Source organism: Variovorax raffinosi, from assembly GCF_051216615.1.
Classification (GTDB): Bacteria; Pseudomonadota; Gammaproteobacteria; order Burkholderiales; family Burkholderiaceae_C; genus Variovorax.
Window position 1 is genome coordinate 44,937 of the sequence record NZ_JBPJZR010000014.1, and the last position, 13,255, is coordinate 58,191.

Annotated in this window: 11 protein-coding genes; 1 reads left to right on the plus strand and 10 read right to left on the minus strand. The window is 67.6% G+C overall.

The window, feature by feature from the left end; all coding sequences use genetic code 11:
- Positions 1 to 18: 18 nt before the first annotated feature.
- Complete coding sequence (locus tag ACSFB7_RS31160; protein WP_435476203.1) at positions 19 to 984, minus strand: PDR/VanB family oxidoreductase; 966 nt, start codon at positions 982 to 984, stop codon at positions 19 to 21.
- Positions 981 to 2,243, minus strand: a complete 1,263-nt coding sequence (locus ACSFB7_RS31165) for a dienelactone hydrolase family protein (protein WP_435476204.1) — start codon at positions 2,241 to 2,243, stop codon at positions 981 to 983. The genes ACSFB7_RS31160 and ACSFB7_RS31165 overlap by 4 nt, the downstream gene beginning before the upstream one ends.
- Before the next feature lie 208 nt (positions 2,244 to 2,451).
- Here ACSFB7_RS31165 and ACSFB7_RS31170 point away from each other — a divergent pair, with 208 nt between their 5' ends.
- The gene (locus ACSFB7_RS31170) at positions 2,452 to 3,639 is read left to right on the plus strand and encodes an ABC transporter substrate-binding protein (RefSeq protein ID WP_435476205.1); all 1,188 of its coding nucleotides are present in this window, start codon (positions 2,452 to 2,454) and stop codon (positions 3,637 to 3,639) included.
- Between the two features lie 16 nt (positions 3,640 to 3,655).
- Here ACSFB7_RS31170 and ACSFB7_RS31175 read toward each other — a convergent pair whose 3' ends face one another.
- The 8 genes from ACSFB7_RS31175 to ACSFB7_RS31210 form a co-directional block, all read right to left on the minus strand.
- Entirely contained in the window at positions 3,656 to 4,672 is a 1,017-nt protein-coding gene (locus tag ACSFB7_RS31175; RefSeq protein WP_435476206.1) for an AraC family transcriptional regulator, read from the minus strand.
- 124 nt (positions 4,673 to 4,796) lie between these two features.
- A complete protein-coding gene (locus tag ACSFB7_RS31180) occupies positions 4,797 to 5,144 on the minus strand; it encodes a copper-binding protein (RefSeq protein ID WP_435476207.1) in 348 nt (115 codons plus the stop codon).
- Positions 5,141 to 8,320 carry an efflux RND transporter permease subunit gene (locus ACSFB7_RS31185; RefSeq protein WP_435476208.1) on the minus strand — a complete coding sequence of 1,060 codons (3,180 nt, stop codon included), beginning with the start codon at positions 8,318 to 8,320 and terminating at the stop codon, positions 5,141 to 5,143. Before ACSFB7_RS31185 ends, ACSFB7_RS31180 begins: the two co-directional genes overlap by 4 nt.
- Complete coding sequence (locus tag ACSFB7_RS31190) at positions 8,317 to 9,831, minus strand: efflux RND transporter periplasmic adaptor subunit (protein WP_435476209.1); 1,515 nt, start codon at positions 9,829 to 9,831, stop codon at positions 8,317 to 8,319. Before ACSFB7_RS31190 ends, ACSFB7_RS31185 begins: the two co-directional genes overlap by 4 nt.
- Complete coding sequence (locus ACSFB7_RS31195) at positions 9,828 to 11,063, minus strand: TolC family protein (RefSeq protein WP_435476210.1); 1,236 nt, start codon at positions 11,061 to 11,063, stop codon at positions 9,828 to 9,830. Before ACSFB7_RS31195 ends, ACSFB7_RS31190 begins: the two co-directional genes overlap by 4 nt.
- Before the next feature lie 78 nt (positions 11,064 to 11,141).
- Positions 11,142 to 11,525, minus strand: coding sequence for a hypothetical protein (locus ACSFB7_RS31200; protein WP_435476211.1), 384 nt, complete (start codon positions 11,523 to 11,525; stop codon positions 11,142 to 11,144).
- Positions 11,526 to 11,572: 47 nt separating this feature from the next.
- Complete coding sequence (locus tag ACSFB7_RS31205) at positions 11,573 to 12,289, minus strand: peptidoglycan DD-metalloendopeptidase family protein (RefSeq protein ID WP_435476212.1); 717 nt, start codon at positions 12,287 to 12,289, stop codon at positions 11,573 to 11,575.
- 120 nt (positions 12,290 to 12,409) lie between these two features.
- Entirely contained in the window at positions 12,410 to 13,240 is an 831-nt protein-coding gene (locus tag ACSFB7_RS31210) for a methyltransferase, TIGR04325 family (RefSeq protein WP_435476213.1), read from the minus strand.
- Between the last annotated feature and the right edge of the window lie 15 nt (positions 13,241 to 13,255).

Below are 13,255 nucleotides of genomic sequence, written 5' to 3' on the forward strand. Positions count from 1 at the left end.
TCTCCTGAAACTTCGTCGTCAGATGTCGAGCACCAGGTGCGGTGTCTTGGCGCGCGACACGCAGGTGCACAGGGTCCGGCCTTCGGCCTTTTCGCGTTCGCTGAGGTTGTGGTCGCGGTGGTCGGGAACGCCCTCGACCACATCGACGGCGCACACGCCGCAATCGCCCTGGCGGCAGTCGTACAAGGGGTCGAGCCCGGCGGCGATGAGCACGTCGAGCAGGCTCTGTTGCGGTGAAACGGTCAGCGTCTTGCCCGAGCGCAGGGTGCGCACCTCGAAGGCCGTGTCGCCCGTCTGTTCGAGGGCACCGGCGAACAGCTCGCAGTGCACATGGTCGTCGGGCCAGCCGAGCGCACGGGCCGTGTCGACCACGACCTGCACCATGCCGCGGGGGCCGCACACATGCAGATGGCGCCCGGGCTGCGGGTGTGCCAGCACCGTCTGCAGCACAAGCCCGCGCGATGGGTCGCCGCCGTCGTGAAGCACGTGCCCGCCCAACGCGCGCACTTCATGCAGGTAGGCCGTGGCCTCTTCGCTGCGGGTGGCGTAGTGAAAGTCGAAGGGCAACCCTTCGGCCGCCAGCGACCTCGCCATGCACAGCAGCGGCGTGATGCCGATGCCTCCGGCGATCAGCAACGGCGGCGCGCTCCCCTTGTGCAGCGCGAAGTCGTTGCGCGGCGGGTGCGTGGCAATGACGGCGCCCTGCGCCAGGCCATGCATCCAGGCGGAGCCGCCCGCGCCCTGCGGTTCGCGGAGCACGGCGATCTCGTAGCAGTCTTCGTCGGCATGCGGCGCCACCAGCGAATACGCACGCTGCCCGATGCGCCCATTGGGCTGCACCACCTGCACGCCCAGGTGCGCGCCCGGCGCAAACGGCGGCAACGTACCGCCTTTCACATCGCGTAGCACGAAGGACGTGATGGCCGGCGTGAGCGGCCGCACGGCCGCCACCACGAGTTCCAGCATGGCGTCGGCGTCTTTCATCCCAGGGGCAGCGCGGGGTCGGCGATGGTCAGCCCGTTCGACTTCGACCAGCGCGGCATCAGCGTGTTCGACGGATGCGTTTCATCGACCAGCTTGCGCGCGGTTTCGACGCCGGCCACGGGCAGGCCCTTGGTGTCGAGCAGGCCGATCTGCGCGAGCACACTGGCCTGGTCCCAGTAGATGTGCTCGTGATAGAGCTTGTCGCCACGGAACTTCACGATGGCCACGAGCGGAATTTCCACCGGCTTGCCGGTGGGCGCGATGCCCGGCAGCATCCAGTCGATCTCGACGGTGTGGGTGAAGCAGAACAGCATTTCATCGACGATCTGCGTCGCGCCCACGGTGCGCGAGATCGGCGTGAGCCGCGTGTCCGGCGGCGTGCTCGGAATGAAGTGGTGCTTGTAGAAGCGCGACAGCTCCTTGGCCCCCACCCCGCCGGTCATGGTCGGAATGTGGTTGACGTAGGGCTCGCTCACCATCGTGGCCATGGTGGCGACCACGTCGCGCGTGGCGAACTCGTACTCGCAGTGCTTGTCCCAGAGCGCCGACAGGTCGTAGACGGGGCCGATGGCCTCCTTGAACAACGCCATGGAACGCTGGTGCGCCATCAGGGTGGAAGGCTTGTCGAAATGCTCGCCGCCGGTGCGCGCGAATGCATGGTCCACGCTGGGGTAGACATACATCTGCGCGCCCGGCTTGCCGGCGAAGGCATCGAGCACCTGCGTGCGGGCCTCGGCCGGGCAGAACTTGTCGAGCTCGGCGAAGTGCAGCGCGATCGGGCATTCGATCTTCGGCACCAGGTCGAGCGCGGCCTCGATGCCGACGCCGTAGTAGCCCACGGCCGCGTCCACGCCCGAATGCGCGGCCGCCAGGTAGGCCAGCTTGCCGCCCAGACAGAAGCCCAGCGCGCCGACCTTGCCGGTGCAGGCCGGGTGCGCGCGCAGCGCCTTCACGCTGGCCGTGACGTCCGCGATGCCGGCGGCAATGTCGAAATTCTGGAAGAAGCCGAAGGCGCGTTGCCAGTCTTCCGGCGAATAGCCCAGATCGACGTTGGGCTCCATCCGCCAATACAGGTCGGGCGCCAGCACCACATAGCCTTCTTCCGCATAGAGATCGGCCACTTCGCGCACGTAGTCGTTGATGCCGAAGATCTCCTGGCACAGCACGATGCCGGGGCCGCGCCCCGAGGCCGGCAGGGCCAGGTAGCCGCGAAAGGTCTGGCCGCCGTCGGCAGCCGGGATGTCGATGTACTGACTCATCGTGGGTGTCTCTCGAAGTGATGGAAACGGTGGAAACGGGTGGGGTTTGCGGGGCATTCTGGGCAGCGCCCTCCCCGCTGTCTGTCCATTTCGTGCAGGCCGGCTCGCTGCAGAAAACGGATAGCCGCCCGCCATGGCGGCACGCAGACTCCGACCCGCGCTCCGCATCCCCCCACGTCACCCGAATCACCCCGAGAGGAGATTTTTCATGTCGCAGGCAAGCATCAGAACGGCCTTGTTGGCCATCGCCGTCGTCACTGGCGCGTCGGCATCACAGGCGCAGGCACCGGCCGTCAAGGTCGGTCTCGCGATGGACCTTTCAGGCCCGTTCGCCGTCGGCGGCGCCGAGGCCAAGGCCGGCTTCGCCGTCGCGATGAAACAGCTCGGAGGCAAGCTCGGTGGCGTGCCGGTCGAGTTCGTCGAGGCCGACACCGCCGGCAACCCCGAGACGGCCCGGCAGGTGGTCGACCGCATGCTGCTGCGCGACAAGATCGACCTGTTCACCGGGCCCGTCGGCTCATCGGTCGCGCTGGCCGTGGGGCCACCGCTCTTCGCCGCCAAAGTGCCCTACCTGTCGAGCAACGCGGGGCCGAGCGACTATTCGGGTGCGCGCTGCAACTCGTACTTCTTCGGCGCGTCGTACCCCAACGACGCGTACTACGAATCGGCCGGCAAGTTCGCCTCGGACAAGGGGTTCAAGAAGGTCGCGATGATCGCGCCCAGCTACCCCGGCGGCAAGGACGCCATCAACGGCTTCAAGCACACCTTCAAGGGCACGGTGGGCGATGAGCTGTACACCAAGCTCGGGCAGCTCGACTACTCGGCCGAACTGGCGCAGATCCGCGCGTCCAAACCCGAGGCGCTCTACTTCTTCCTGCCCGGTGCCATGGGCGTGAGCTTCATCAAGCAGTTCGTCGCCGCAGGGCTGTCGAAGGACGTGGCGCTGATCTCCACCGCGTTCTCGGCCGACGAAGACATGATCCCTGCCGTGGGCGAGCCGATGCTCGGGCTCTTCAACACCGCGCACTGGTCGTTCGACCTCGACAACCCGGCCAACCAGCGCTTCGTGGCAGCCTTCCGACAGCAGAACAACGGGCGCAACCCGTCGTTCTATGCGGGCCAGGCCTATGACGTGCTGATGGCCATGGACGCGGCCGTGCGCGACATTGGCGGCAAGGTGGCCGACAAGCCCGCGCTGCTCAAGGCGATCAAGGCGGCGAACTACAAGTCGGTGCGCGGCGATTTCCGCTACGGGCCGAACAACTTCCCCATTCAGAACTACTACCTGCGCGTGATCGCCAGGGACGCCAACGGACGCATCGCCAACAAGGTCATCGGCACCGTGTTCCAGAACTACCAGGACAGCTCAGCCGTGAAGTGCGCGATGAAGTCCTGAACGTTCAGTGCCTGGATCAGTGCTTCGCGCCAGGCTCCCGCGAGGTGTCGCGCGGGAGCTGGCCGAAGCGCTCGCGGTAGCAGGCGGCAAAGCGGCTCAGGTGCGAGAAGCCGCAGTCGAGCGCGATCTGCGTCACGCTCGTGCCGTCGTGGCGTGCCAGTTGTTCGTGCGCGGCGTCGAGCCGCATGTTGCGCAGCACTTCCATCGGCGACAGATCGCGGTAGCGCCGGAACAGCAGCGCCAGCGTGCGGCGGTTGACCCCGGCGGCCTGCGCCACCTCTTCCAGCGACAGCGCGGCTTCGAGCCGGCTGCGCATGAATTCCTCGGCGCGCCGCAGTTGCCGCAGGCTGGTGGTTTCCGAGCCGATGCGCAGGGCCTCGTGCTGCCTGCGCACCGAGTTGGGCCGGTGGCACAGCAGGTAGAGCATGAGGTTGTCTTCGCAGTGCGCGAGCCAGCGCGGGTCGTACGGCGAGCTGTTGCTCGATGCCGGCAACAGCGACGCGAGGTTGGCGACCATGCGGCACCACTGCGTGCCGGCGGCGTCGTCGAGCCGCAGCGGCATCTCGAAATCGATCTCGCCCACGTCGTCCGAATGGCGCGTGGCGAAGGCGCGGCGCGCCACCTCCTGCAGGCGGCTGAGTTCGATCTTCAGCATGAGCTGTTCGCAGTCGGCATGCCAGCGCAGCCGCACCGGCTTGTGCGCGGACACCACCGCGCCCTGGCCGGGATGGATCTGCAGCGTCTGGCCGCCGGTGTGGATTTCGGCATGGCCGCGCAACGGCATCTGAACCAGCACGAAGTTGCCCAGCGCATCGGGCTCGATGTCGACGTCGCAGCCATAGCGCAGGATGCACAGCGACAGTGCGCTCAGCTCGGCGCGGCAGAAGATCGCATCGACCTTGCCGCGCCCCCAGACGCTGCGGTGCGCCTTCAGCTCATGGGCCACGCGCTCGTGCGTCTCGTCCGCCTCGCGCGAGCGGAAGACCTCGCGCCCGTAGAGGGGAGAAAGCTGCTGGCTCGACCATGCGTCCACGAACACTCCCGAAGGCCAAAGTGGGGAAATCTACTGCCGGGTGGCACTTCCTGCCATGGGGGTTGCCCGGGCAGAGCCTCCAAAGCTGCAAGAAGCTTGCCCGGCCGTGCGCCCCGACTGAGCCTCAGCGGGCCGCTTCCAGGTGCGTCACGGTGGGCTTGCCCTTCATGACCTCCACATGGAACCTGACCTTGTCGCCGGCCTTCACCGCATCAAGCATCTTCCTGTCGGCGACATCGAAGCCCATGGTCATGGGCGGCATGGCGAGGTTGGGAATGTCGCCGTGCTTGAGCACGATCACGCCGCCCGCCGTGTCGATCTTCTGGACAACCGCATCGGTCAGCATGCCGGCGGCCTGTGGAGCGGGTGCAGGCATCTTCATGGACGACATTTCTTCCTTCGACATTTGAGCCTGGGCGGCAACGGCCGACGCAACGAGCAGCGCGAACGCGAGAGGATGCAAGACTTTCATCGGGTAACTCCTTCAGTGGGTTGATTGGAAACAGCAGCAGACAAACGGGTGCGCCCTGCATTGCCACGCCGGCGCAGCAGATACCAGGCGGCCGGAACAACGAGCATGCTCAGCAGCGGCGCAGTGACCATGCCGCCGACCATCGGCGCGGCGATGCGCGTCATCACCTCCGAGCCGGTGCCGCTGCCCCACAGGATGGGCAGCAGGCCCGCCATCACCACCGCCACCGTCATGGCCTTGGGCCGCACGCGCAGCACCGCGCCTTCGCGGATGGCGGCGAGCAGCGTGTCGTCGTTCATCGGCTCGCCAGCTTCGATACGCCGCGCCAGCGCGTTCTTCAGGTAGACCAGCATCACCACGCCGAACTCGGCGGCCACGCCGGCCAGCGCAATGAAGCCGACCGCCGTGGCGACCGAGATCGAATGGCCCAGCGCCCAGATCAGCCAGAAGCCGCCGACGAGCGAGAACGGCACGGCCGCCATCACCAGCGCCGCATCGGCGAACGAGCGGAACAGCAGGTAGAGCAGCACGAAGATGACCGCCAGCGTGACCGGCACGACCAGCTTCAGCCGCTCGGTCGCGCGCTCCAGGTACTCGAACTGGCCCGACCACGACACGGCATAGCCGGCGGGCATCTTCACGGCCTTGTCGACGGCGGCCTGCATGTCGTTGACGGCCGAGCGCAGGTCGCGACCGCGCACGTCGACATACACCCACCCCGACAGGCGTGCGTTTTCGCTGCGCAGCATCGGCGGGCCGTCTTCGATGCTGACCTTCGCCACGTCGCCGAGCAGCAACTGCGCGCCCTTGCCGGTCACGAAGGGCAATTGCCGCAGCCGTTCGAGCGAATCGCGGACCTCGCGCGGGTAGCGCACGTTGATGGGATAGCGCTCGCGGCCCGAGATGACCTCGCCCACGTTCTCGCCGCCGATGGCCGTGGACACCACGGCCTGCACGTCCGCCACCGAGAGCCCGTAGCGCGCGGCGGCCAGCCGGTCGACATCGACGTCGATGTAGCGCCCGCCCGTCAAGCGTTCGGCCAACGCCGACGTCACACCGGGAACCTTCTTCACCGCCGCTTCGATCTGCGTGGTCAACGCATCGATGGTCGCCAGGTCCGCGCCCGCCACCTTGATCCCCACGGGGCTCTTGATGCCGGTCGCCAGCATGTCGATGCGGTTGCGGATCGGCGGCACCCACACGTTGGTCAAGCCTGGCACCTTCACCGCGCGGTCCAGTTCCTCGACCAGCCTGTCGGCGGTCATGCCCGCGCGCCATTGCGCCTTCGGCTTGAACTGGATGGTGGTCTCGAACATTTCGAGCGGGGCCGGGTCGGTCGCGGTGTCCGCGCGGCCGGCCTTGCCGAACACGCGCGCGACCTCGGGCACGGTCTTGATCAGGCGGTCGGTCTGCTGCAGCAGCTCCGAAGCCTTCGACACCGACAGGCCCGGCAGCGCGGACGGCATGTAGAGCAGGTCGCCTTCGTCCAGCGGCGGCATGAACTCGCCACCGAGGCGCATCAACGGCACGGCCGTGAGCGCCAGCAGCACGGCTGCCACCACCAGCGTTCCCTTGGGAAAGCGCAGCACCAGTTCCAGCGCGGGCCTGTACACCGCCATCAGGAAGCGGTTGACGGGGTTGGCGGCCTCGTGCGGAATGCGCCCCCGGATCAGGTAGCCCATGAGCACCGGGATCAGCGTGACCGACAGGCCCGCGGCCGCCGCCATCGCGTAGGTCTTGGTGAAGGCCAGCGGCGAGAACAGTCGCCCTTCCTGCGCTTCAAGCGAGAACACCGGCACGAAGGACAGCGTGATCACCAGCAGCGAGAAGAACAGCGCCGGCCCGACTTCCACCGAGGCATCGGCAACAAGCTGCCATCGCTCCACCACCGTGGGCTGCCGGCCATGCGCAGTCTCGAAGGCCTCGATGTGCTTGTGCACGTTCTCGACCATCACGATGGCACCGTCCACCATCGCGCCGATGGCGATCGCGATGCCACCCAGCGACATGATGTTGGCGTTGACGCCCTGCCAGTGCATGACGATGAACGCGGCCAGCACGCCGACCGGCAAGGCCACGACCGCGACCAGCGCCGAGCGCAGGTGGAACAGGAAGACCGCGCAGACCAGCGCGACGACGATGAACTCCTCGATCAGCTTTCCGCGCAGGTTGTCGACGGCGCGGTCGATCAGCAGCGAGCGGTCGTAGGTCGGCACGATCTCGACGCCGGGCGGCAGGCTGGGCTTGAGGGTTTCGAGCTTCGCCTTGACGGCCTCGATGGTCGAGCGCGCGTTCTTGCCCGAACGCATGACGATCACGCCGCCGGCCACTTCGCCCTCGCCGTCCAGCTCTGCAATGCCGCGCCGCATCTCGGGGCCGACCTGCACCGTCGCCACGTCGCGCAGCAGCACCGGCGTGGCGCCGGACACGGCCAGCGGGATCGTGCGGAAGTCGTCCAGCGAACGCAGGTAGCCGCGCGAGCGCACCATGTACTCGGCCTCGGCGAATTCCACGACAGAGCCGCCCGATGCCTGGTTGGCCTTCTGCAAGGCATCCACCACCGCCTGCTGCGTGATGCCCAGCGCGCGCATGCGGTCGGGGTCGAGCACCACCTGGTACTGGCGCACCATGCCGCCGATGCTGGCGACCTCGGCCACGTCGGGCACGGTCTTCAGCTCGAACTTGAGGAACCAGTCGTTGAGTGCGCGCAACTGGCCGATGTCGCGCGTGCCCGTGCGGTCGACCAGCGCGTATTCGTAGACCCAGCCGACGCCTGTGGCGTCAGGGCCCAGCGAGGCGTTGGCGCCCGCGGGCAGCTTGCTCTGCACCTGGTTCAGGTACTCCACCACGCGCGAGCGCGCCCAGTACGGGTCGGTCTTGTCGTCGAACAGCACGTAGACGAAGGAATCGCCAAAGAAGGAATAGCCGCGCACGGTCTTGGCGCCGGGCACGCTGAGCATGGTGGTGGTCAGCGGATAGGTCACGAGGTCTTCGACCACCTGCGGCGCCTTGCCGGGGAAAGGCGTGCGGATGATGACCTGCGTGTCCGACAGATCGGGCAAGGCATCGAGCGGCGTGCGGGCCACCGACCACCAGCCGGCGGCCACGAGGAACACGGTTGCGATCAGCACCAGGAAGCGGTTGCCGACCGACCAGCGGATGAGCGCGGCGATCATGGCTTGGCGCCTTGCTGCGGGTTGTTCATGCGCTGAATGGAGATCAGCTCGTAGCCCGAGGGGCCACCTTCCTTGAACTCGAAGCGGACCGTGTCGCCGGGTTTGATGTCGGGGAAGGCATCCGGTGCTGTCTTGGCGAAGCCCATCGTCATGGCGGGCCACTTGAGCGTTGCGACCGGGCCGTGCGAGATGGTGATGCCGTCGGGCGCCACGCTTTCGACCTTGCCTTCTGCCTTGTGGATTGCAATGGCTGGCGTCGAGGCCGCTGTAGCAGGTGCGGTTGCCGGTGCGGCCATGTTGCCCAGCACGGAGCGCAGCCGCGCTTCGGAATCGATCAGGAACTGGCCGCTGGCCACCACCTGGTCGCCTTCGGCAAGACCCGAGACGACTTCGATGTTGTCGCCCAGGTCCACACCCAGCGACACGTCACGCGGCTCGAAGGCGCCATCGGCCTTGCGCACGATGACGACGGCGCGCTTGCCGGTGCGGATCACGGCTTCGGCGGGCACGATCAGGCGGGTGCTGCTCGCGCCTGTCACCTGCAGCCGAAGCAGCATGCCGGGCACCAGCTTGCCGCTCTTGTTGTCGACCTCGAAGCGGGCCTTCAGTGTGCGCGTTGCCGCGTTGACTTCCGGAAGGATCTCATCGAGCGTGCCATCGAAGGACTGCGCCACATCGGCCTGCAGGATCGCCTGGACCTTCTGGCCGCGCACCAGATGCACCGCCTGCGCTTCCGGAATCTCGACCACCGCCCAGACCTTTTCCAGACCCGCGATGCGGAACAGCGTCATGCCCGGCGTGACCGCAACGCCTTCGCGCACGCCCAGTTCGGCGATGACGCCATCGGCTGGTGCGGCCAGAACGTAGCGCGCCTGCGCTGTGCCCGTCTCTTCGCTGCGCCGGATGAGATCGGCCGGAATCGACATGGCGCGCATGCGCTCGCGCGCCGCCGCGATGAGGTCCGAAGAAACGCCGGATCGCTTGAGCGCAAGCAACTCGTTCTGCGGCCCGAGCCATTCCGGCGCGAAGACCGTCGCCAGGGCCTGCCCCTTGCGCACACGTTCCATCGGCGCGCGCACCGACAGGTGTTCGACATAGCCGGCAACGCGCGTCTGCACCGCGACGTTGAGCCGTTCATCGAACTGCACGCTGCCGACCGCATCGAACGAGGCGGAGGTTTCCGTGCGCCGCACGCTGGCATAGCGGATGCCCAGGTTCTGCTGGACCGAGGGGCTGATCTTCACGCCCTCTTCACCACCCGCGCCCGTTGCGCTGTCGGCATACATCGGGACCAGTTGCATGTCCATGAAGGGCGACTTGCCCGGCTTGTCGAAGCGCTGGCCCGGCACCATCGGGTCGTGCCAGTAAAGAACCTTGCGGCCATCGACGGCAGACGGGGCCGCCATCGACGCATCCGCAGGCTGCGCCGTCTTGCGGCCCAGGTAGAAAGCGCCCGTCGCGAGCAACAGGGCAGCCAGCAACAAGGCGCCCATCGTGTGTGTTCTGTTCATTGCGCCACCTCGGCGGTCAGCGGCCGGAAGGCCAGTTGGATCTGGGTCTTGGCAAGGTCGCGCTGCAGCGCCAGCAGCTTGCGCTGCGCCTCGACTTCGGCGTGCCGTGCCTCGAACAGGACGACGAGGCTGCCCTGGTTGGATTGGTAGGCCGCCGTCGCGGCAGCCGTTCTTTGACTGGCGGGAACGACGACGCCGCTGCGATAGCGGTCGATGCGTTGCTGCAGGCGTTGCGCATCGCCATACAGCGACCGGTATTCGGCAGTGGCAACCCGGGTGGCTTCGGTCAGATCGGCTTCGGCCTTCTCGACCAGCGCCAGCTTGCTCGCGGTGTCGCGGTCCTGGCGTTCGCCGGGCGCCACGGGCAATGGAATGCTCACGCCCACCGACACCATGTCCGAATAGCCGGTGCGCTGGCCGTAGGCCATCTCCCAGGTCCAGTTGGGCTTGCGGTTGGAGGCGGTGACGTCAGCCGCCCGCTTCGCCACATCGACATCGCGCTGCATCACAGCGACCGTGGGATGGCTCGCGATGTAGCTTTGCTCGGTGGGGAGCGGCGTGGCACCCGGAGGCATCAGCTCATCGGGCGGCACACCGACCCAGCGCTCGAACGCGACGCGGGCGGTGTTCTGTTGCTGGCGGATCTCGGCCGTCTCGTCTTCCGAGATGCCGCGCGCGCCGGCCAGCGCCAGCACGTCCTGGCTGCTCCCCACGGCCGAGGACAAACGTGCGCGCGATGCTTCCAGCTCTTCATGCGCATGGTGTTCCATGAGCGTCGAGAGCTTCAAGGTCTCGCCGGCATAGAAGGCATCGAGGTACGCGAGCGCGGCCTGCAGGCGGGCGTCGGCCGCAGCGGCGCGCGCCTGCACCGCTTCGCGATCGACCGAGGCATCGGCCGCCGCTTGCCGCGCCGCGCGCTTGTCGGCGGACAGCCATTCCTGGCTGATGCCGATGCGCTTCATCGTCATCGAGTCGCGCGTGGTGTGAAAGCGATCCGGCCCGGTCGCGGGCAGGTTGTCGATGCCGATGCGCAGCGTCGGATCGGGCAACTGGGCCGCGGAGCGGGATGCTTCCGTGGCGCTCAGTACGCCCGCACGGGCGGCGCGGGCAGCTTCAGAACGCTGGACCGCAAGCTGAAGGGCCGTATCGAAAGAAAGAGGCGTGGCCACCGCAAGGCACGGCAGCGAGAACGCGACGGCCAGAACGGCCGCGCGCGGAAAAGGAATGAACATGAAAACTCCGCAGACGAACGAGGCAATCGCTGGCGAGCGGACAAGAGCCGCACCAGCACCGGTCAGTCGACGGAAATTTCAGACGCGAAGTCTGCGCGTGGCGAGAAAGACAGGGTCAGGCGGCGGATGCTGCCGCTCTGGCTGGGCCTGCACCGGCAGCACATGGCCTTGCGACACCAGCACCAGCGGCATGACCACCATCTGCACGATGGCCGGCAGCGAAGGCGTGGCCAGCTTCACCGGCTCGAAGGACAGCGACATGTCTGCCGCGTGCTGGTAGCACAGCACGGGCTGCGCCATGTCCATGCCTTCGCACGGCTCGCCCGTGGCCATCATCTGCGCCATCGACGAGGTGTCGGGCACGCCCGGGCACACATAGCTTGCCAACGCCAGCTGCGAGAACAGCAGCGACAAGACCACGAGGAACGTGGTCGTGCAGCGATGGAAGAAGGTGCGGCGCATGTGCGGCGGGAGTGTAGCGCCGTTGGCCCGAACGGCGCGCGGCCCGCTTATTTGGCCGGCAGGTACTGCCGGGGATCGACGGCCTTGCCGCGATAGCGGATCTCGAAGTGCAGCTTGGCCTCGCTGCCCATCTCGGCGATCTTCTGGCCGCGTTGCACCTTCTGGCCCTGCTTGACTAGCATGGTCCGCACGTTGGTGTAGACCGACATGTAGGAGCCGCCGTGGTCGACCATGAGCACGCTGCCGTAGCCGCGCAGCGTTTCGGTGGCCGCCACCGAGCCCGCGCCGATCGACAGCACCGCCTCGCCGGGGCTGCCGCCGATGTCGATGCCCTTGTTGCTGCTGCCGTTGAAGCCCGCGACGACCGGGCCCTGCGCGGGCCAGCCCCAGTCGCTGCGCCGGGACGCGGGCGGCACGACCGGGTCGGGCTCGCGCGCCGGTGCCGTGGCCCGGGGTGGCCTCGGGCGGTCGGCGCCGCTGGCGCTTCGCGAAGGCGCGGGCGCATCGGACGACGATGCGCCACCGGGCGGCACCACGCGCAGCACCTGCCCCGCTTCGAGGCGGTCAGGGTCCTGGATGTTGTTCCAGCGCGCGATGTCGGCTGCCGAGCGGCCCGACTTCGACGCGATGCGATAGAGCGTGTCGCCCTGCTGCACGACGTATTCGCCGGGGCCCGCCACCTTGGGTGTGGTGGTGCACGCGCCCACCATCAATGCCGCCATCAGCGCGATGCTCGCGCGCCACTTCCTGCCTGTCACATCCACTACCGGATTCCTTCCTGGAAGACTTGAATCACGCGCCCCCATGTGCCCGGGGCCGCGCTCGAAGAATCCGCAGAGGCTACCAGCAGTCGCTGAAGGGCTGTCCGACGTCCGGCGCCCGGCTCACTCCAGCCGGGAAAAGTAGAGCCCCGTGAACGCGGGGATCGCGCGTTCAGGATGCCCCGGCAGATGCAGCGAACGCTCCGGCGTCAGCCACTGGTCTTCCAGCGCATAGCCCAGCGCCTCGATGCCGCGCACGAAGCGCAGGCGGTTGTAGATGTGCACCGGCGCATAGCAGTGGTCGCCGATGTTCTGGGTGGTCACGAAGTCGGGCCCGGCATACAGCGGCAGCTTGTTCAGCAGGATGTGCCGCGGGCGCGCGCCCGACTGCTGCAGCAGATGGTCGATGCGCCCGGCTTCCAGGTACTGCAGCGCGCCCGCGGAAAGCCACACGTCGGCGTCCCTGCCGCTTTGCGCCATGTCTTCGGTGAAGTGCAGCGGCGTGGCGTGGTTGGTTGCGGCCAGGTCGCGCCCGATGGCCGCGATGGCCGGCACTTCGGCCACATGCCAGGCTAGGCCGGCCGGCATCTCGAAATAGCGGCGGTAGGCGTAGTAGTGCACCCCGACCGATCCGCCGATGTCCAGCAACGACGCAGCGCCGCTGCGAAACGCGCGCTCCAGCCACCACATGACCGGATAATCGTAGGCAAAGATGCGCTGCGTGCGGACCTGCACGTACTCCTGCGCGAGCGCGGCATGGTCGAACTCCGCGCTGGGCGGAAGCCAGGCACGCGCCGCATCGAAGCTGTCGAACACGCCGAAGCAGGCGCCGAAGCCCTGCGGCGTAAAGAACTGCCGGCGCTTCAGATGCAGCATGGCGGGGCGCGCAATCGGGTCGGCCAGCGCATGGCGCAGTTGCCGGCCCATCGTGAGAACGTTCATGGTCATGTTCATGGGGGTCACTCCTGT

Excerpts from the sequence above, each read along its gene's own strand:
- ACSFB7_RS31165 (WP_435476204.1), bottom strand. The coding sequence starts at position 2,243 with ATGAGTCAGTACATCGACATCCCGGCTGCCGACGGCGGCCAGACCTTT.
- ACSFB7_RS31190 (WP_435476209.1), bottom strand. The coding sequence starts at position 9,831 with ATGAACAGAACACACACGATGGGCGCCTTGTTGCTGGCTGCCCTGTTG.
- ACSFB7_RS31180 (WP_435476207.1), bottom strand. The coding sequence starts at position 5,144 with ATGAAAGTCTTGCATCCTCTCGCGTTCGCGCTGCTCGTTGCGTCGGCC.
- ACSFB7_RS31170 (WP_435476205.1), top strand. The coding sequence starts at position 2,452 with ATGTCGCAGGCAAGCATCAGAACGGCCTTGTTGGCCATCGCCGTCGTC.
- ACSFB7_RS31185 (WP_435476208.1), bottom strand. The coding sequence starts at position 8,320 with ATGATCGCCGCGCTCATCCGCTGGTCGGTCGGCAACCGCTTCCTGGTG.
- ACSFB7_RS31200 (WP_435476211.1), bottom strand. The coding sequence starts at position 11,525 with ATGCGCCGCACCTTCTTCCATCGCTGCACGACCACGTTCCTCGTGGTC.
- ACSFB7_RS31195 (WP_435476210.1), bottom strand. The coding sequence starts at position 11,063 with ATGTTCATTCCTTTTCCGCGCGCGGCCGTTCTGGCCGTCGCGTTCTCG.
- ACSFB7_RS31160 (WP_435476203.1), bottom strand. The coding sequence starts at position 984 with ATGAAAGACGCCGACGCCATGCTGGAACTCGTGGTGGCGGCCGTGCGG.
- ACSFB7_RS31210 (WP_435476213.1), bottom strand. The coding sequence starts at position 13,240 with ATGAACATGACCATGAACGTTCTCACGATGGGCCGGCAACTGCGCCAT.